This is a genomic window from Micromonospora sp. CNZ297 (assembly GCF_007827625.1).
This window is the reverse complement of record NZ_VISU01000004.1, coordinates 349,924-367,081: the sequence shown is the minus strand read 5'-3', so window position 1 is coordinate 367,081 and position 17,158 is coordinate 349,924. Positions and strand designations below refer to the sequence as shown.

Here is a 17,158-nt window from a genome sequence, read left to right as displayed (position 1 = left end):
CGGTGCACCGGGCGGCGGCCTTTCTCGTAGGGAGCTGATCGGCGGGCCGGGGAGCTGAGCCGGCCCGCCGATCAGCCCGTCAGGGTGCCCCTCAGCAGGCTGTCGCCGGAGTGGCCGGGCTTGTTGTCGTACTGCTCCGCGCTGACGTCGACCACGGTGTAGGTACGCAGGTCGACGTTCGGGGGGATCGGCAGGAGCGCGTCCCCTGATCCGTTGCTCAGCGTACCCACGGAGAACATATCCATCGTGTTCGGATCGATCAGCCAGACCTCGTAGTACCCCGGAACGGTCGGGAGATTCGCCACGTGCAGATGCAATCGGTGGTCGCCGAGCACCCGGGCGTCGCCGGAGGCGTCCTTCGGCGTCGAACCGAACGCGGCGAGCGGCGCGCTGGCCAGCACCGGCGGCCGGGGATCGGTCTCCTCGCCGCCGCCGAGCACCGCGGCGGTTCCGGCCACGCCGATCACCGCGGCGGCTGTGGCGGTGACCGCTGTGGTCGCCCAACCCGGCCAGCGCCGGCTCCGCCGCGGACGACGTGCCACGACGGGTACGGCGGCCGGCTCCACCGGGTCGGCCGAACGCGGCAGGCGCCTGTCGGTCAGCGCCGGCAGCTGCTCGGCGGCCCGGACCTCGGCCATGATGCCCTGCCAGATGTGCTCCGGCGGGTCGGGCAGCTCGGCCAGGCCCTGGGTGCCCGCGCCGAGCCCGGCGACGTGCTGGAGCGTCTCCACCTCGCCCCGGCAGTGGTCGCAGGTGTCCAGATGGGTGGCCTCGCCGTCAGCCGCCTCGCTCTCACCGAGCGCCAGAAAGACCAGCCGGTCGTGGTCCAGGTGCTGCACCGTCCACCTCCCATCTGCGTTTCAGGCTCTGCATGCCGCGTCTGATGTGACTCTTGACGGTGCCGAGCGGCACTCCGGTCACCGCCGCGATCTGCTGGTGTGTCAGGTCGTCGTAGAACGCCAGCTCCAGCATCCGGCGCTGCTCGTCCGGGAGCCGGGCCAGCTCGTCGGCGACCACCAGGCGGTCGACCACGGTGTCCGGGTCGGGGCCGGTGGAGACCGGCTCCGGCAGTTGCTTCACCGTCTCGACCACCCGGGTCTCCCGGGCCGAGGCCCGGATCCGGTCGACCACCTTGCGCCGCCCGATTCCGAGCAGCCAGCCGACCAGTGAGCCTTTCGCCGGGTCGAACGTCTCCCGGCCGAGCCAGGCGGCGACGAACGTCGCCTGGGTCACGTCCTCGGCATCGCTGCGGTTCACGAGCGTCGTGGCGGCCAGGTGCAGCACCGCTCGCCCGTACCTGTCGTACGCCTCTCGCAGGGCCGCCTCGTCGCCGTCGCGGAACCGGGTGGCGAGGTCGTCCTCGCCCGGCGGTTCGGGGCCCTGCCTCGCCGCCGTCACCGGGCGGCTCGCCTTCCGTGGGGCATGCCCGACTGTAACTCCCACAGCCTTCGCCCCACTCTCCCGGTGTGTCGGTCACGACCCTCGTCACCTCTCCTTCGTCGCCGGAGGGTCCGGCGGATGCGCCCGGAGACGGGAAAAAGAAATCGGATCCGGGCGCATCCGGGGGCGACGGAGCCGGCGTAACCCGTTCTGCAAGCCAGGCCTGACGAATCAGCACCAACCACCAGGAGGCAGACAATGCAGTACGCGATGTTCCGTCGGGTCGCCGCGGGCGGCGCAGTGGCCGCCCTCACCTTCGCCGGCGTCGGCGCCGCCACCATGAGCCCGGCCTACGCCGCCTCGTCGAAGGTCTCCGTGGTCCACGGCATCCCGGACACCCCGGTCGACGTGTACGTCAACGGCGAGAAGACGCTGAACAACTTCAAGCCCGGCGACGTCGCCGGCCCGCTCACCCTGCCCGAGGGGGAGTACGACATCGCCCTGACCAAGCCGGGTGAGGCCATCGACAAGGCGATCCTGAAGGTGGACGACGCCGCGGTGCCGGGCGGGGCGAACATCAGCCTCGCCGCCCACCTGAGCGCCGCCGGCGAGCCGCAGATCACCCCGTTCGTCAACGACGTGTCCAAGGTGGGCGCCGGCAAGGCCCGGCTGATCGTCCGGCACACCGCCGCCGCCCCGGCCGTCGACGTGCGGGCCGGCGGCAAGCCGGTCTTCGAGGGCCTGACCAACCCGAAGGAGGCGAAGGCGGACGTGGCCGCCGGCTCGGTCGAGGCGGACGTGGTGCTCGCCGGCACCGACACCGTCGCCATCGGCCCGGCCGACCTGAACCTGAAGGAGGGCACCGCCACCATCGTCTACGCGATCGGCTCGGCCGAGGCGAAGAACCTGAGCGTGGTCGCCCAGACCATCAACGGCCTGCACTCGGCGCCGGGCGGCGTGCCCAGCGGCACCGGCGGCCAGGCCGGCACCGGCGTGGACACCTGGTGGTACGTGCTGGCCGGGGCCGGCGTGCTGCTCCTGGTCGGCGGCGGGGCGCGGGTGGCGGCAACCGCCCGGGCCGGTCGCCGGTGACGGTGCGCAACCGCGGGGCGCTGGCGGCGATGGCCGCCGGCGCCGCCGCGCTCACCCTGGCGGGTGTGGTGGCGTGCGGGTCCGAGCCCGCCGAGGACGTCGGCGGCGACGAGGTGACCGCCCTGGCCGGCGCCACACCCACGCCCACACCGGCGGCGACGGCGACCGGCGGCGGTTCGGTACCGGTGAACCCGGGGACGCTGCCGGCCGACAGCGAGATCGTGCCGCCGGTGAAGCTGAGCATCCCGCCGATCCGGGTCACCGCTACCGTCAACCCGGTGGGCGTCAACGAGCGCACCGACGAGTTCGAGGTGCCGCCCAGCGTGGACCAGGTCGGCTGGTACCGCTACGGCCCGGGCCTGGAGGCCGGCGCCGGCTCGGTGGTGATCGCCGGGCACGTGGACAGCGCCGAGCAGGGCAAGGGTGCGTTCTTCCGGCTGCGTGAGCTGGGCCAGGGGGACGAGCTCACCGCCACCGGCTCGGACGGCCGCGAGCGCTCCTACCGGGTGGTTGCCCGGGAGGAGTACCGGAAGTCGAAGATCCCGCTGGAGCGGTACTTCGCGCGCGACGGTAAACCCCGCCTCACGCTGATCACCTGCGGCGGGCCGTTCGACGCGAAGACCCGCAGCTACCGGGACAACATCGTGGTCACTGCCGTTCCCGCGTGATCACGGCCGTTCCCGCGTGAGCGCGCGAGAGCGGGCCGGACCGCCCCGGGTGGGACGGGGCGGTCCGGCCCCCGGTGCCTGGTACGCAGGCCGTTAGGCTGAACCGTGATGGCATACCTTGATCACGCGGCGACGACCCCGATGCTGGACGAGGCACTCGAGGCGTACGTCGCTGCCGCCCGCGAGGTCGGCAACGCCTCGTCGCTGCACGCGGCGGGCCGCCGGGCCCGGCGGCGGGTGGAGGAGTCCCGCGAGCGGGTGGCCGCCGCGCTCGGCGCTCGCCCCTCCGAGGTGATCTTCACCGGCGGCGGCACGGAGAGCGACAACCTCGCCGTGAAGGGCGTCTTCTGGGCTCGTCGCGCCGCCCGGGCCGACCGGGTCCGGGTGGTCTCCAGCGCGGTCGAGCACCACGCCGTCCTCGACGCGGTGGACTGGCTGGTCGAGCACGAGGACGCGCAGGCCGGCTGGCTGCCGGTCGACGCGGCCGGACGGCTCGATCCGGAGCGACTGCGCGCCGAGCTGGCCGAGCACGGCGAGCGTGTCGCGGTGGTCACCGCCATGTGGGCCAACAACGAGGTGGGCACCGTCCAGCCGGTGGCCGAGCTGGCCGCCGTCGCCGCCGAACACGGGGTGCCGTTCCACACCGACGCCATCCAGGCGGTCGGGCAGGTCCCCGTCGACTTCGCCGCCAGCGGCGTGTCGGCGCTCACCGTGACCGGGCACAAGCTCGGCGGCCCGGCCGGTGTGGGCGCGCTGCTGCTGGCCCGCGACGTGGCGGCCACCCCGCTGCTGCACGGCGGCGGCCAGGAGCGCGACGTACGCTCCGGGACGCTGGACACCGCCGGCATCGTCGCGTTCGCCGTCGCCGTCGAGGCCGCGGTCAAGGGCCAGCAGGAGTACGCCGCCCGCGTCGCCGCGCTCCGCGACGAGCTGGTCGAGCGGGTCCGGCAGGCCGTCCCCGAGGTGATCTTCAACGGCGACCCGGCCGACCGGCTCCCGGGCAACGCGCACTTCTCCTTCCCCGGCTGCGAGGGAGACGCGCTGCTGCTGCTCCTGGACGCCCAGGGCATCGCCTGCTCGACCGGGTCGGCCTGCTCCGCCGGGGTGGCCCAGCCCTCGCACGTGCTGCTGGCGATGGGCGCCGACGACGACCGGGCCCGGTCCTCGCTGCGCTTCACGCTCGGCCACACGAGCACCGGCGCGGACGTGGACGCGCTGATCGCCGCGCTGCCCGCAGCGGTGGAGCGGGCCCGCCGCGCGGCCGCCCTCCGTACTCCCCGCTGACCCGGATACGCTCGGTGAGGACGAGGGGAGTGGGCCGGTGAGGGTTCTGGCGGCGATGTCGGGCGGGGTGGACTCCGCCGTCGCGGCGGCACGGGCGGTGGAGGCCGGGCACGACGTGACGGGCGTGCACCTGGCCCTGGCCCGTAACCCGCAGACGTACCGCACCGGCGCCCGGGGCTGCTGCACGCTGGAGGACTCCCGGGACGCCCGGCGCGCCGCCGACGTGCTCGGCATCCCGTTCTACGTGTGGGACATGGCCGACCGGTTCCACGACGACGTGGTGGACGACTTCGTGGCCGAGTACGCCGCGGGGCGTACCCCGAATCCCTGCCTGCGCTGCAACGAGAAGATCAAGTTCGCGGCGGTGCTGGACCGGGCCGTGGCCCTGGGCTTCGACGCGGTGGTGACCGGCCACCACGCCCGGCTCGGCGCGGACGGCCTGCTGCGGCGCAGCGTGGACGCGGCCAAGGACCAGTCGTACGTGCTGGCGGTGCTGACCCGCGCGCAGCTCGACCGGTCGATCTTCCCGCTCGGTGACTCGACGAAGGCCGAGGTGCGCGCGGAGGCCGCCCGGCGCGGCCTCGCCGTGGCCGACAAGCCGGACTCGCACGACATCTGCTTCATCGCCGACGGCGACACCCGCGGCTTCCTCGCCGAGCGGCTCGGCGAGGCGCCGGGCCAGGTGGTGGACGCGCTCACCGGCGCGGTGGTGGGCAGCCACAGCGGCGCCTACCAGTACACCGTCGGACAGCGGCGCGGCCTGCACCTGGACCGCCCGGCGCCGGACGGCCGGCCCCGCTACGTGCTGTCCATCACCCCGACCACGAACACGGTGACAGTAGGCCCGGCCGAGGCGCTGGAGGTCTCCGACGTACGCGCCACCCGCCCGGTGTGGACCGGCGGGCCGCGCCCGGACGGGCCGGTCGAGTGCGAGGTGCAGCTCCGGGCGCACGGCGACGTGGTGCCGGCCGCCGTCGAGGTCGACGCCGACGGCCTGCGCGCGTCGCTGCGCCGCCCGGTCCGGGGTGTGGCAGCCGGCCAGGCGATAGTGGCCTACCGGCCGGACCCGGCCGGTGACGTGGTCCTCGGCTCCGCCACCATCACCGCCGCCTGACCGGCGACGGGCAGCGGATAGGCTGCGGCCGTGACTGAGCAGGCGTGGCCCTGGCCCACCGGCGCGGCGACCGGCATCGGGTCGCTGCCCGGCACCGACATCGCCGAGGCGCAGCGGATCGTGCTCGGCGAGCTGCCCGCACTGCCGCACCTGCCCGAGCTGCCAGCCCGGGGGCCGGGCGCGGACATCGTCGGCCGCACCGCCGGCCTGCTCGTCGAACTGCCGGTCGAGCTGTACGCGGCCCGCTGGCGGATCGCCCCGCGCCCCGGCCGGGACGTGCGTCGTGCCCGCGACCTGATGGAACGCGACCTCGACCAGCTCGCCGAGCAGGCCGAGGAGTACGCCGGACCGGTCAAGGTCCAGGCCGCCGGCCCGTTCACCCTCGCCGCCGTGCTGGAGCTGCCGATCGGCGGCCGGATGCTGCGCGACCCGGGCGCGGTACGCGACCTCGCCGGCTCGCTCGGCGAAGGGCTGCGCGGGCACGTCGAGGCGGTGACCCGGCGGCTGCCCCGTGCCTCGGTGCTGCTCCAGCTCGACGAGCCGTCCCTGCCGGCGGTGCTGGCCGGCCGGGTGCCCACCGAGAGCGGATTCGGCACCCACCGTCCGGTGGAGACCGAGGTGGCGCGGGCGCTGCTGCACGACGTGATCGAGGCGGCCGGTGTTCCGGCGCTCGTGCACTGCTGCGCGCCGGACGCGCCGCTGGAGCTGATCCGGTCCGCCGGCGCGGTGGGCGTCGCGCTCGACCTGTCGCTGGTCACCGACCTCGACCCGCTCGGCGAGGCGATCGACGCCGGGCTCGGGCTGCTGGCCGGCGCCGCGCCGACGCTGCCGCCGCCGTCCGGTCGGGCGCCGACGTCGGCCGAGGTCGCCGACCGGGTCCGGCGGGTCTGGGACCAGCTCGGCTTCCCCCGCCGCCGGCTGGCCGAGCAGGTGGTGGTCACCCCCGCGTGCGGCCTGGCCGGCGCCACCCCGGGGTACGCCCGCGCGGTGCTCACCGCCTGCCGCGACGCGGGCCGGCGGCTCGCCGAGGACTGACGTTTTTCCGTCGTACCCGCCGGGCACGATGACCGGCATGATTGGACGACTGCGTTCCACAGTGATCGACTGCCCCGATCCGCGCGCGCTCGCTGCCTTCTACTCCGAGCTGCTCGGCCTGCCCGTGGTGGAGGAGAACTCCGACGGCGACGAGTGGGTGGTGCTCGGCGGCCCACCCGGGCACCAGCCGCGGGTGGCCTTGCAGCGGGCACCGGGCCTGCGCACCCCCGACTGGCCCGATCCGGCCCGGCCGCAGCAGTTCCACCTCGACGTGAGCGTCGACGACATCGAGGCGGCCGAGAAGGCGGTGCTGGCGCTCGGCGCACGGCGGCTCCCCGGTGAGGGGGAGGGCTTCCGGGTCTACGCCGACCCGGTCGGCCACCCGTTCTGCCTCTGCTGGGACTGATCTTCCGCCACTTGCGCGGCGGGGGCATGATCGCCACCGTGACCGCCTCCACCGCCACCGGCCGGGCCGCCGGTTCGCTGTTCGGCCTGGCCTACGGCGACGCCCTGGGCAAGCCGACCGAGTTCCTCACCGTCACCGAGATCGTCCGGCGCTACGGTCCGGGCGGTCCGCGCGAGCTGACCGGCGACCCGGCCCTGGTCACCGACGACACGCAGATGGCGCTGGCCGTGGCGTGGGCGCTGCACGACGCGCCCGCGTACACGGCCGAGGTGGTGGAGCCGCTGCTGCGGCAGCGCTTCGTCGACTGGTCGGTGAGCCCGGAGAACAACCGCGCCCCGGGCATGACCTGCCTGCGGGCCTGCGCCGAGCTGGCCCGGGGCTCCCGCTGGCAGGAGGCCACAGTCGCCGGCTCCAAGGGCTGCGGCGCGAACATGCGCGTCACCCCGGTCGGGCTGCTCGACGTCGACCTGGACACGATGGCCGGGCTGGCCCAGCTCCAGGCCGGCCTGACCCACGGCCACCCGACCGGGCTGGCGGCGAGCGAGCTGACCGCGTACGCGGTCCGGCTGCTGCGCGACGGCGCGGCGCTGCCGGAACTGCCCGGCCTGCTCACCGAGCGGGCCCGGGCGCAGCGCACCGTCTACCGGGAAGACTGGCTCGGTGACCTGTGGCAGCGGCCCGGCGAGAGCAACGCGGCCGAGTTCGTCGCCCGGGGCTGGGACGACTGCCTGCGCGTGCTCGGCCGGCTGGAGGCGGCGCTGGCCCGCCCGGACGACGGCGGCGACCCGTGCCGGTTCACCGGTGAGGGGTGGATCGCCGAGGAGGCGCTGGCCACCGCGCTGCTCTGCGCGCTGCGCCACACCGACGACCCGGTCGGCGCGCTGGCCCGGGGCGCCACCACGGCCGGTGACTCGGACTCCATCGCCGCGCTGGCCGGCGCGTTCGTCGGGGCCGCGTACGGCACGGCCGCCTGGCCCGCCGGGTGGGCGGGGCGGATCGAGTACGCCGGCCAGCTCACCGCGCTCGCCGACGCGTTCGACGGGGAGGCGTCCGGCGCCGGCTCACCCCGTGACGGCCGGGGACCGGCGGCGTGACCCCGCCTTCCGGGTGAGGCCGGGGCGAGGCGGCTCGCTCAGCCGGTGAGGTGGCTCAGCCGGCGGACGCCCCGCCACAGGTCCGGGTCGCAGGTGCCGGCCCGGTCGGCGAACGCGTCCAGCGGCACCGGGATCGGCTCGCTGACGTCGAGGTAGCTGTCGTGGTCGGCGTCCGGATCCCAGTCCCGGGTCGGGATCGGCAGGTGGTCGTCCCGGTCCGACTTGTCCTGGCTAGTGATCTTCAGGACCTCGGCGTCCCGGCCGTCGACGCGCAGCACCAGACAGGGACGCACCTTCGAACCGGTCCCGTCGGCGTAGGGCACGTCGGCCCACCAGATCTCCCCGGGCCGGGGCTCGTCCCGGCTCGTCCATCCGGCGCCCCGCGGCCTCGGCGGCGTCGCGGTGCGGCCGCCCCGTGGCCCGGTGCCGGCCCGGTCACCGCGGCGTCCACCGCCGGTCCGCTCGCCGTCCGGTCCGCCGGTGCGGCTGCCACGCCCGGTGCCCGGCCGCCGTCCGTCGGCCCGGTCGCGCTTCCCGTCGGCCCGGTCGCGCGTCCCGGCGCGTTCGGCCGCCCGGCGGCGCCAGTCGTTCCACAGCCAGCCGGCTGCGACGCAGGCCGCGATCACCAGCGCCCAGATCACCCCGTCGCGCATCCGTCGTCCGCCTTCCGACCGTTGTGGCCCACTACCGCCGACCGATCGTCGCACGGCCCGGCCCCACCCGCCCGGGTGGCGCGGTGGGCGTCCGTTCGCCCTGCTCGGCGCGGGTGGCCGGACGACTGTCACAGCCGACCGCTACGGTTCTCGGGTAGCACGAACACGGGAGGTCGACAGCGGTGTCCGAAGGCGGCGGCGTGTCCGAAGAAGCGGTTCCCTCAGCGGTCGACGCGGCCCAGGACGCGGCGGCGGGTGCCGAGCCGACCCCGGCGGCCCGGGAGCGGCACGCCACGCTCAGCCAGGAGCTGACCGAGCACCAGTACCGCTACTACGTGCTCGACGCGCCGACGGTCACCGACGCGGAGTTCGACAAGCAGCTGCGGGAACTGGAGGCGCTGGAGGCCGAATACCCGGCGTTGCGCACCCCCGACTCGCCCACCCAGCGGGTCGGCGGCACCTTCTCCACCGACTTCACGCCGGTCACGCACGCCGAGCGGATGCTCTCGCTCGACAACGCCTTCGCCGACGAGGAACTGGCCGCCTGGTCGGAGCGGGTCGAGCGCGACGCCGGCGGCCCGGTGCCCTACCTGTGCGAGCTGAAGGTCGACGGGCTCGCCATCAACCTCACCTACGAGAAGGGCCGGCTGGTGCGCGCGGCCACCCGGGGCGACGGCCGCACCGGCGAGGACGTCACCGCCAACGTGCGCAGCATCAAGGGCGTACCGGCCCGGCTGACCCCGGCCGGCGACTTCCCCGACGTGCCCGACCTGATCGAGGTGCGCGGCGAGATCTACTTCCCGGTGGCCGCGTTCGCCGACCTGAACGCGAGCCTGGTCGAGCAGGGCAAGGCGCCGTTCGCCAACCCGCGCAACGCCGCCGCCGGCAGCCTGCGGCAGAAGGACCCCCGGGTGACCGCCTCCCGCCCGCTGCGCCTGGTGGTGCACGGCGTCGGCGCGCGCACCGGGTTCCGGCCGGCCGCGCAGTCCGAGTCGTACGCCGCACTCAAGGCGTGGGGGCTGCCCACCAGCGACCGGTGGCGGGTGGTGGACGACCTGGCCGGCGTCGCGGAATACATCGCCTACTACGGCAGGCACCGGCACGACGTCGAGCACGAGATCGACGGCGTGGTGGTCAAGGTCGACCCGGTCTCCATCCAGGGCCGCCTCGGCTCGACCAGCCGCGCGCCCCGCTGGGCGATCGCCTTCAAATACCCGCCGGAGGAGGTCAACACCAAGCTGCTCGACATCGAGGTGGAGGTCGGGCGCACCGGCCGGGTCACCCCGCGCGCCGTGCTCCAGCCGGTGCGGGTGGCCGGCTCCACCGTCGCCTACGCCACCCTGCACAACGCCCGAGAGGTCGAGCGCAAGGGTGTGCTCATCGGCGACACGGTGGTGCTGCGAAAGGCCGGCGACGTGATCCCCGAGGTGCTCGGCCCGGTGGTCGAGCTGCGCCCGGCCGACGCCCGCCCGTTCGTCATGCCTACCACCTGCCCGGCCTGCGGCACGCCGCTCGCGCCGGCCAAGGAGAGCGACGTCGACATCCGCTGCCCCAACGGGCGGGCCTGCCCCGGTCAGATCCGCGAGCGGGTCTTCTACCTGGCCAGCCGCAAGGTGCTCGACATCGAGGTGCTCGGCGAGAAGGGCGCGGCGGCGCTGCTGGACGCCCAGATCATCACCAACGAGGGCGACCTGTTCCAGCTCGACGCCGAGCAGTTGAGCCGGTCGCCGTTCTTCGTCAACAAGGACGGCAGCCTGGGCAGCAACGCCACCAAGCTGCTCGACAACCTCGCCGAGGCCAAGGAACGCGACCTGTGGCGGGTGCTGGTGGCGCTGTCCATCCGGCACGTCGGCCCGACCGCCGCCCAGGCGCTCGCCCGGCACTTCCGCTCGGTCGCCGCGATCGAAGCCGCCGGTGAGGAGGAGCTGTCCTCGGTGGACGGCGTCGGCCCGACCATCGCGGCGAGCGTCAAGGAGTGGTTCGCCGTCGACTGGCACCGCGACGTGGTGCGCAAGTGGGCCGCGGCGGGCGTACGGATGGCCGAGGAGGCCGCCGACGAGGGGCCGCGACCGCTCGACGGGATCACGGTAGTGGTCACCGGCACGCTCGGCGGGTTCAGCCGCGACCAGGCGGCCGAGGCGATCCAGGTCCGGGGCGGAAAGGTGACCGGCTCGGTCTCCAAGAAGACGGGCTTCGTGGTGGTCGGCGACAATCCCGGCTCCAAGGCCGACAAGGCCGCCACCCTGAAACTGCCGATCCTCGACGAGGACGGATTCCGGGTGCTGCTGGACTCCGGCCCGGAGGCGGCCCGCGAGGTGGCCCGGGTGCAGGACTGACAGGCTGGTCACAGCGATCGTCCGGCGGATACCAAGTTAATTACGACTACGACCGATTCGTGACTGTCGTGTCGGGGAAATCGCCTCGGAGGGCGTTTCATTGGCGTACGACGCGTGACGGCGCGCGCCAGGACGTTCCCCGGGAGGTGCGATGGAGACCGGCGACCCGCGTAACTCCGTCCCGCCCGGGCGGAGCGGGCCGTTCTTCGGCTTCGTCGGCGCGATCGGCGTGGTCGCCCTGGCGGTCTCGGCCGGGCCGCTCGTCGCGCTCGCCGACAGATGGAGTGAACTGCCGGCCGCGTTCTGGACGATGGCGGCGCTCGCCGTCGCCTGCGACGCCCGCCCGTTCGTCCCGCCCGGCCGGCGGCAGACCTCGGCGGTGTTCCCGTCGACCTGCTTCACCTTCGCCATCCTGCTCGGCTGGGGCTTCGGTCCGGCCGTCGCGGTGCAGGCCGTGGCGGTCGCGGTCAGCGGCTGGCGGCTCGGGTACGCCCCCTGGCGTACCGGCTTCAACGCCGCGCAGTACGCGTGCGCGCTCGCCGCCGCGTACGCGGTCACCCGGCTGGGCCCGGGTGAGCTGTTCGACGGCGGCCGTCTGCACTGGACCGACGTGGCGGCGGTGGGCGGCGCGACGGTCGCCTGGTTCGTGGTCAACTACGGGCTGGTCAGCTCCGCGGTCCGGTTGCGCTTCGGCGACAGGTGGTGGCCGAGCGTCCGCAGCGGCCTGGCCTACGAACTGCTCGCCACCGGTTCGCTGCTGCTGCTCGCGCCGGTGCTGGTGGCCGCCGCCCGGGCCAGCGCGGCGCTGATCCCGCTGGTGCTGGTGCCGCTGTTCGCCGTCTACCGGATGGCCCGGCTCTCCGCCGAACGGGAACAGCTCGCCGACGTGGACCCGCTCACCGGGCTGCCCAACCGCAAGGCGCTGCTCACCGAGGTGGCCGAGCAGGTGCACCTGCACGGCGACCGGGCCGCCCGGGGCGCGCCGGACGCGCACCTGGCGCTGCTGCTGCTCGACCTCGACCGGTTCAAGCACGTCAACGACGCGCTCGGGCACGCGGTGGGGGACCGCCTGCTGGTCGAGGTGAGCGCCCGTCTGACGGGCGCTGTGGACGCCGGTGACATGGTGGCGCGGCTCGGCGGCGACGAGTTCGCCATCGTCGTACCCCGGCTCACCGACATCGACCAGGCTCGCGAGCGGGCCGACCGGGTGGTCGCCGCGCTCGCCGAACCGGTGCCGCTGGACGGGCTGCCGCTGGACGTGGGCGGCGCCATCGGCATCGCGCTCTACCCCGACCACGGCGAGGACTTCGCCACCCTGATGCGCCACGCCGACGTGGCCATGTACGACGCGAAGCACCGCAACGACACGGTGGCGGTCTACGCGCCGGAGTCCGACCACAACTCGGCCGAGCGCCTGAGCCTGCTGGCCGACCTGCGCCGGGTGCTGGAGTCCGGCCCGTCCGCGCAGGGCGGGGAGACTGTGGGCGTACGCGGGGGTGACGGCGCCGCCCTGACCCCGGCGCTGCCGGTGCGGGCCGACCGCCCGGCCCGCAACCAGCGGCCGGCGCGCGACGGCGGCCGGCGGTCCGGCGACGGGGCGAACCGCTGGCTGCGACGGCGCCGCGAGCGCGTCGAGGAGCGGCACGACGACGACCTGATCGAGCGGATCCTCACCGGCGCCGACCCGATCCGCCGCCGGGCCGCCCGGGCCGGCGCCGGACCGGTCGCGGGTCCGCTCGTGGTGGGTGACGCGGAGCTCGCGCCGGAGACGGAGACGGAGACCGCCGACGCCGACGTCACCCGGGACGCGGAGGCCGCCGTGAGCACCGGTGCGCCGGGCGTCATCGGGCCGACCGCCGACGGAAGCACGGTGGCCGGGCCGGACGAGCAGGCCGGGCACCCGGGCGAGATCACCATGTACTACCAGCCGCAGATCGCCATCGCGACAGGCGAGGTGGTGGGCGTCGAGGCGCTGCTGCGCTGGCGGCACCCGCGCCGGGGCATGGTCGACCCGGGCGAGCTGATCCAGGTCGCCGAGCAGAGCGCGGTGATGCGGCTGCTCACCCGCCGCGTGGTGGACGACGTGGTGGAGCAGCTCGCGAAGTGGTCGGCGGCCGGGCTCACGCTGCGGGCCGCGCTCAACGTCAGCGTCCGTGACCTGCACACCGGCGAGATCGCCGACCAGATCGCCGACCGGCTGACCCGGTACGGCGTGCCGCCGGAGCGCCTCCAGGTGGAGATCACCGAGGGCGCGCTGATGGCCGACCCGCGGCGGGTGCTCGCCAGCATCACCCAGCTGCACCGCATCGGCGTCGGCATCGCGCTCGACGACTTCGGCACCGGTTACTCGTCGCTCCAGCACCTGCGGCGGCTCCCGCTGTCCGAGGTGAAGGTGGACCGGTCGTTCGTCCTCGGGATGGCCGAGGACCCGGACGATGCGGCGATCGTCCGCTCGATGATCGAACTGGCCGGGGCGCTCGGGCTGCGTGTGGTGGCCGAGGGCGTGGAGGACGAGCGCACCTGGCGGATGCTGCACGCCGCCGGGTGCGACGTGGCGCAGGGCTGGTTCCACGCCCGGCCGATGCCGGCCGAGGACCTGGTGGCCTGGCTGTCCCGCTACCGTCCGGTGCGCCCGGCGGAGGCGGGGAGCCGCAGCGGTCCGGCCCCGGAGGGGGAGTCGAAGGCGTCGTCGTGACGGCGGGACAATAGACTCGCTCCGGTCACCGCGCGTCATCGAGCACGCCCGCACGCGCGGCCGGCCCACCGCAGACGTCTCAGGACAGCCACGAAGGGGGCACTGATGGCCGCCATCTCCCGCGAGGAGGTCGCGCACCTCGCGCGACTGTCGCGGCTCGCCGTCACGGAGGAGGAACTGGACACCTTCGCCGGCCAGCTGGATGTGATCCTCCAGTCGGTCGCGCAGGTCGGCGAGGTCGCCGCGGCGGACATCCCGCCGACGTCCCACTCCGTGCCGCTGACGAACGTGCTCCGTGAGGACGTGGTGCGGCCGGGCCTGACCCCGCAGGAGGCGCTGTCGGGCGCCCCCGACGCCGAGGAGCAGCGGTTCCGCGTCCCGCGGATCCTGGACGAGGATGTGGCCTCATGACCGACCTGACCAAGCTCACCGCCGTTGAGATCGCCGGGCTGGTGGCGAGCGGCGAGACCTCCGCGGTCGAGGTCACCCAGGCCCACCTGGACCGGATCGGCGCCGTCGACGACCGGGTGCACGCGTTCCTGCACGTCGACACCGAGGGGGCGCTGGCGGCCGCGCGTGCCGTGGACGAGCGCCGCGCCGCCGGTGAGGAACTGGGCCCGCTCGCCGGTGTGCCGGTCGCGGTGAAGGACGTGCTCACCACCAAGGGCGTGCCGACCACGGTCGGGTCGAAGATCCTGGAGGGCTGGCGCCCGCCGTACGACTCGACGATCGTCGAGCGGCTGCGCGACGCCGGCACGGTGATGCTCGGCAAGACGAACATGGACGAGTTCGCGATGGGCTCCTCCACCGAGTACTCCGCGTACGGGCCGACCCGCAACCCGTGGGACCTGGAGCGGATCCCGGGCGGCTCCGGCGGTGGCAGCGCGGCGGCGCTGGCCGCGTACGAGGCGCCGCTGTCGATCGGCTCGGACACCGGCGGCTCGATCCGCCAGCCCGGCGCGGTCACCGGCACCGTCGGCGCGAAGCCCACCTACGGCGGCACGTCCCGCTACGGCCTGGTCGCGTTCTCATCGTCGCTGGACACGCCCGGCCCGTGCGCGCGTACCGTGCTCGACGCCGCGTTGCTGCACCAGGTGATCGGCGGTCACGACCCGCGCGACTCCACCTCGATCCCGGCCCCGGTGCCGGACGTGGTGGCCGCGGCGCGGCTCGGCGCCACCGGCGACCTGACCGGCGTGAAGCTCGGCGTGGTCACCGAGTTCACCGGTGAGGGCGCGGAGCCCGGCGTGATGGCCGCGTTCCGCGACGCCGCCGAGGCGCTGGCGAAGCTGGGCGCCGAGATCGTCGAGGTCTCGTGCCCGAACTTCAAGTACGCGCTGCCGGCGTACTACCTGATCGCGCCGAGCGAGTGCTCCTCCAACCTGGCCCGGTTCGACGGCGTCCGGTTCGGCCTGCGGGTCGGCGACGACGGCAACCGGTCGCTGGAGGAGGTCATGTCGCTGACCCGCGAGGCCGGCTTCGGCCCCGAGGTCAAGCGCCGCATCATGCTCGGCACGTACGCCCTCTCCTCGGGCTACTACGACGCCTACTACGGCCAGGCGCAGAAGGTCCGCACGCTCATCACGCGGGACTTCACCAGTGCGTTCGAGCAGGTCGACGCGCTGATCTCGCCGACCACGCCGTTCGTGGCGTTCCCGATCGGGTCGCGCACCGCCGACCCGTACCAGATGTACCTGGCCGACCTGTTCACCATCCCGACGAACCTGTACGGCGGCCCGGCCATCTCGGTGCCGTGCGGCCTGTCCGACGGGCTCCCGGTCGGCTTCCAGATCATGGCGCCGACCATGGCCGACGACCGGATGTACCGGGTCGCCGCCGCGCTGGAGAACGCCGTCGGCACGCTCACCCCGCCGGCGCTCTGAACCAAGGGGTACGGAGGCGGGCCGCCCGCCTCCGTACCGGACGACGTCCCGCGCCCGGTGCGGTCACCACGACCGCGCCGGGCGCGGCTGTCGTCGCGGCGACACGGTGATCACCGATCAGTGGATTGCCCGGGGTCACTGGCACTGGTCGAATAAACTCCGGGTCTGCTGGATCGACTGGACTGTGGCCCGCTGGCGGACGCGAGCGGTTCCGACCGAGAGCTGGATGTGCGATGGGGACACTTCGCCCGGCCATGGCCCTGACGATGGTCGCGGCGTTGCTGCTGGGCGCCGCGCAGCCCGCCACCGCGCAACCGGCCACCGCCGTCACGGAGACCGTCACCATCACCTCGGGCAAGCCCCGGCCGGTCATGGTCATCGGGCAGGTCTACGCGATCCACACCGTGGAGGCCACAGGTGGCACCGAGCCGTACCGGTTGTCGGTGACGTCGGGCGGTCTGCCGCCGGGGATGCTCGTGGTGGGGACGTCGCTCGGTGGTGCGCCGACGACGCCCGGCACGTACACGTTCACGTTGCGGATGACCGACCAGAACGACCTCTTCGACGAGCAGACGGCGACCATCGAGGTACGCGAGCCGACTGTCGTCATCACGTCCGGCACGCCGCGGTCGCCCATGTACCTCGGGCGGGTGTACGCGATCCACACCGTCGAGGCCACAGGCGGCACCGAGCCGTACCGGCTGTCGGTGACGTCGGGCGGTCTGCCGCCGGGGATGCTCGTGGTCGGGACGTCGCTCGGTGGCGCGCCGACCACCCCCGGCACGTACACGTTCACGTTGCGGATGACCGACAAGAACGACCGCTTCGACGAGCAGAAGGCCACAGTCGTCGTCGCCGAGGCGGCGACGGTGTTCACCTCCGGCGAACCGCCCGCCGCCACTGCCGGTAAGCCCTACTCCTTCCGGTTCACCGCCGACGGTGACTCGGACATCGCGTTCGCCCTGGCCGCCGGGGCACTGCCGGGCGGTCTCACCCTCGACGAGGAGGGCCGGCTCCGCGGCACCCCGGGCAGCGCCGGCACGTTCACCTTCACCGTCTCGGCGAAGGGATACAGCACCAGCGCCACGACTGAGGTGTCCCTGACCGTCGCCGCCCCGGCCCCGGCCACCCCCACGGCGACCCCGACCGGCTCGACGCCCACCCCGGCCGCCCCGACTGCGACGCCGACGCCGAGCGATCCGGCCGCCACGCCGTCGGCGAGCAGCAGCACCGTGGCGCCCCAGCCGACGCCCTCGCCGTCGAAGGTGAGTGGCGCGTGGCTGCCGATCACCGGGCCGGGTTCGCCGCTCGTACTGCTGCTGTTGAGCGTCGTGGCCTTCTCCGTCGGCGGCATCCTGCTCGTGCTGGCCTACAACCGCCGGCGGAGCTTCACCGCACCCGAGTGACGCCCGGCCCGGGCCAGGTCGTCGTGGCGGGCCGCCGTGCGGTGATCTCGAAGCCCGGCAGCGGGGTGGCCGGGCCAGCCGATTAGGCTGGAGCGGTTCTGTCCGGATCGCG

15 protein-coding genes are annotated in these 17,158 nt (G+C 74.3%); 12 read left to right on the top strand and 3 right to left on the bottom strand.

Annotation, left to right across the window (positions count from 1 at the left end; translation table 11 throughout):
• Nucleotides 1-71: 71 nt before the first annotated feature.
• Nucleotides 72-839: an anti-sigma factor gene (locus FB454_RS10570; protein WP_030270154.1), complete on the bottom strand. Its 768-nt coding sequence runs from the start codon at nt 837-839 to the stop codon at nt 72-74.
• On the bottom strand, nt 793-1,398 hold the full coding sequence (locus tag FB454_RS10565; protein WP_030270152.1) for an RNA polymerase sigma factor: 606 nt from the start codon (nt 1,396-1,398) through the stop codon (nt 793-795). The genes FB454_RS10570 and FB454_RS10565 overlap by 47 nt, the downstream gene beginning before the upstream one ends.
• Nucleotides 1,399-1,638: 240 nt before the next feature.
• Between FB454_RS10565 and FB454_RS10560 the strand changes: the two genes are divergently transcribed.
• The 7 genes from FB454_RS10560 to FB454_RS10530 all read left to right on the top strand — a co-directional run bounded on the left by FB454_RS10560 (nt 1,639) and on the right by FB454_RS10530 (nt 8,073).
• Nucleotides 1,639-2,472, top strand: coding sequence for a DUF4397 domain-containing protein (locus FB454_RS10560; protein ID WP_013474295.1), 834 nt, complete (start codon nt 1,639-1,641; stop codon nt 2,470-2,472).
• Entirely contained in the window at nt 2,469-3,140 is a 672-nt protein-coding gene (locus tag FB454_RS10555; RefSeq protein ID WP_145753286.1) for a class F sortase, read from the top strand. The genes FB454_RS10560 and FB454_RS10555 overlap by 4 nt, the downstream gene beginning before the upstream one ends.
• Before the next feature lie 108 nt (nt 3,141-3,248).
• Nucleotides 3,249-4,424: a cysteine desulfurase family protein gene (locus tag FB454_RS10550; RefSeq protein WP_030270148.1), complete on the top strand. Its 1,176-nt coding sequence runs from the start codon at nt 3,249-3,251 to the stop codon at nt 4,422-4,424.
• A gap of 37 nt (nt 4,425-4,461) precedes the next feature.
• Entirely contained in the window at nt 4,462-5,538 is a 1,077-nt protein-coding gene (mnmA, locus tag FB454_RS10545) for a tRNA 2-thiouridine(34) synthase MnmA (protein WP_013284461.1), read from the top strand.
• Nucleotides 5,539-5,568: 30 nt separating this feature from the next.
• Nucleotides 5,569-6,573: a methionine synthase gene (locus FB454_RS10540; RefSeq protein WP_145753284.1), complete on the top strand. Its 1,005-nt coding sequence runs from the start codon at nt 5,569-5,571 to the stop codon at nt 6,571-6,573.
• A gap of 37 nt (nt 6,574-6,610) precedes the next feature.
• Complete coding sequence (locus tag FB454_RS10535; protein ID WP_030270144.1) at nt 6,611-6,979, top strand: VOC family protein; 369 nt, start codon at nt 6,611-6,613, stop codon at nt 6,977-6,979.
• Between the two features lie 26 nt (nt 6,980-7,005).
• Nucleotides 7,006-8,073, top strand: a complete 1,068-nt coding sequence (locus FB454_RS10530) for an ADP-ribosylglycohydrolase family protein (protein ID WP_145753282.1) — start codon at nt 7,006-7,008, stop codon at nt 8,071-8,073.
• A 38-nt stretch (nt 8,074-8,111) separates the two neighbouring features.
• Here FB454_RS10530 and FB454_RS10525 read toward each other — a convergent pair whose 3' ends face one another.
• Nucleotides 8,112-8,726: a type II toxin-antitoxin system PemK/MazF family toxin gene (locus FB454_RS10525; RefSeq protein WP_145753279.1), complete on the bottom strand. Its 615-nt coding sequence runs from the start codon at nt 8,724-8,726 to the stop codon at nt 8,112-8,114.
• A 182-nt stretch (nt 8,727-8,908) separates the two neighbouring features.
• On the opposite strand from FB454_RS10525, the gene ligA reads away from it, so the two are divergent.
• The 5 genes from ligA (at nt 8,909) to FB454_RS10500 (ending at nt 17,046) form a co-directional block, all read left to right on the top strand.
• The gene (gene ligA, locus FB454_RS10520; protein WP_145753276.1) at nt 8,909-11,062 is read left to right on the top strand and encodes an NAD-dependent DNA ligase LigA; all 2,154 of its coding nucleotides are present in this window, start codon (nt 8,909-8,911) and stop codon (nt 11,060-11,062) included.
• A gap of 151 nt (nt 11,063-11,213) precedes the next feature.
• Nucleotides 11,214-13,757: a GGDEF domain-containing phosphodiesterase gene (locus tag FB454_RS10515; protein ID WP_145753274.1), complete on the top strand. Its 2,544-nt coding sequence runs from the start codon at nt 11,214-11,216 to the stop codon at nt 13,755-13,757.
• Nucleotides 13,758-13,862: 105 nt separating this feature from the next.
• Complete coding sequence (gene gatC, locus FB454_RS10510; RefSeq protein ID WP_013284468.1) at nt 13,863-14,168, top strand: Asp-tRNA(Asn)/Glu-tRNA(Gln) amidotransferase subunit GatC; 306 nt, start codon at nt 13,863-13,865, stop codon at nt 14,166-14,168.
• The gene (gene gatA, locus FB454_RS10505) at nt 14,165-15,640 is read left to right on the top strand and encodes an Asp-tRNA(Asn)/Glu-tRNA(Gln) amidotransferase subunit GatA (protein WP_145753271.1); all 1,476 of its coding nucleotides are present in this window, start codon (nt 14,165-14,167) and stop codon (nt 15,638-15,640) included. Before gatC ends, gatA begins: the two co-directional genes overlap by 4 nt.
• Before the next feature lie 233 nt (nt 15,641-15,873).
• Nucleotides 15,874-17,046 carry a putative Ig domain-containing protein gene (locus FB454_RS10500; RefSeq protein WP_145753269.1) on the top strand — a complete coding sequence of 391 codons (1,173 nt, stop codon included), beginning with the start codon at nt 15,874-15,876 and terminating at the stop codon, nt 17,044-17,046.
• The last annotated feature ends 112 nt before the right edge of the window (nt 17,047-17,158 follow it).

What these genes read in the sequence shown, in the direction of transcription:
- FB454_RS10560 (WP_013474295.1), top strand. Translation starts at nt 1,639, where the DNA reads ATGCAGTACGCGATGTTCCGTCGGGTCGCCGCGGGCGGCGCAGTGGCC.
- FB454_RS10550 (WP_030270148.1), top strand. Translation starts at nt 3,249, where the DNA reads ATGGCATACCTTGATCACGCGGCGACGACCCCGATGCTGGACGAGGCA.
- FB454_RS10535 (WP_030270144.1), top strand. Translation starts at nt 6,611, where the DNA reads ATGATTGGACGACTGCGTTCCACAGTGATCGACTGCCCCGATCCGCGC.
- FB454_RS10530 (WP_145753282.1), top strand. Translation starts at nt 7,006, where the DNA reads ATGATCGCCACCGTGACCGCCTCCACCGCCACCGGCCGGGCCGCCGGT.
- FB454_RS10525 (WP_145753279.1), bottom strand. Translation starts at nt 8,726, where the DNA reads ATGCGCGACGGGGTGATCTGGGCGCTGGTGATCGCGGCCTGCGTCGCA.
- FB454_RS10515 (WP_145753274.1), top strand. Translation starts at nt 11,214, where the DNA reads ATGGAGACCGGCGACCCGCGTAACTCCGTCCCGCCCGGGCGGAGCGGG.
- gatC (WP_013284468.1), top strand. Translation starts at nt 13,863, where the DNA reads ATGGCCGCCATCTCCCGCGAGGAGGTCGCGCACCTCGCGCGACTGTCG.
- gatA (WP_145753271.1), top strand. Translation starts at nt 14,165, where the DNA reads ATGACCGACCTGACCAAGCTCACCGCCGTTGAGATCGCCGGGCTGGTG.
- FB454_RS10500 (WP_145753269.1), top strand. Translation starts at nt 15,874, where the DNA reads ATGGGGACACTTCGCCCGGCCATGGCCCTGACGATGGTCGCGGCGTTG.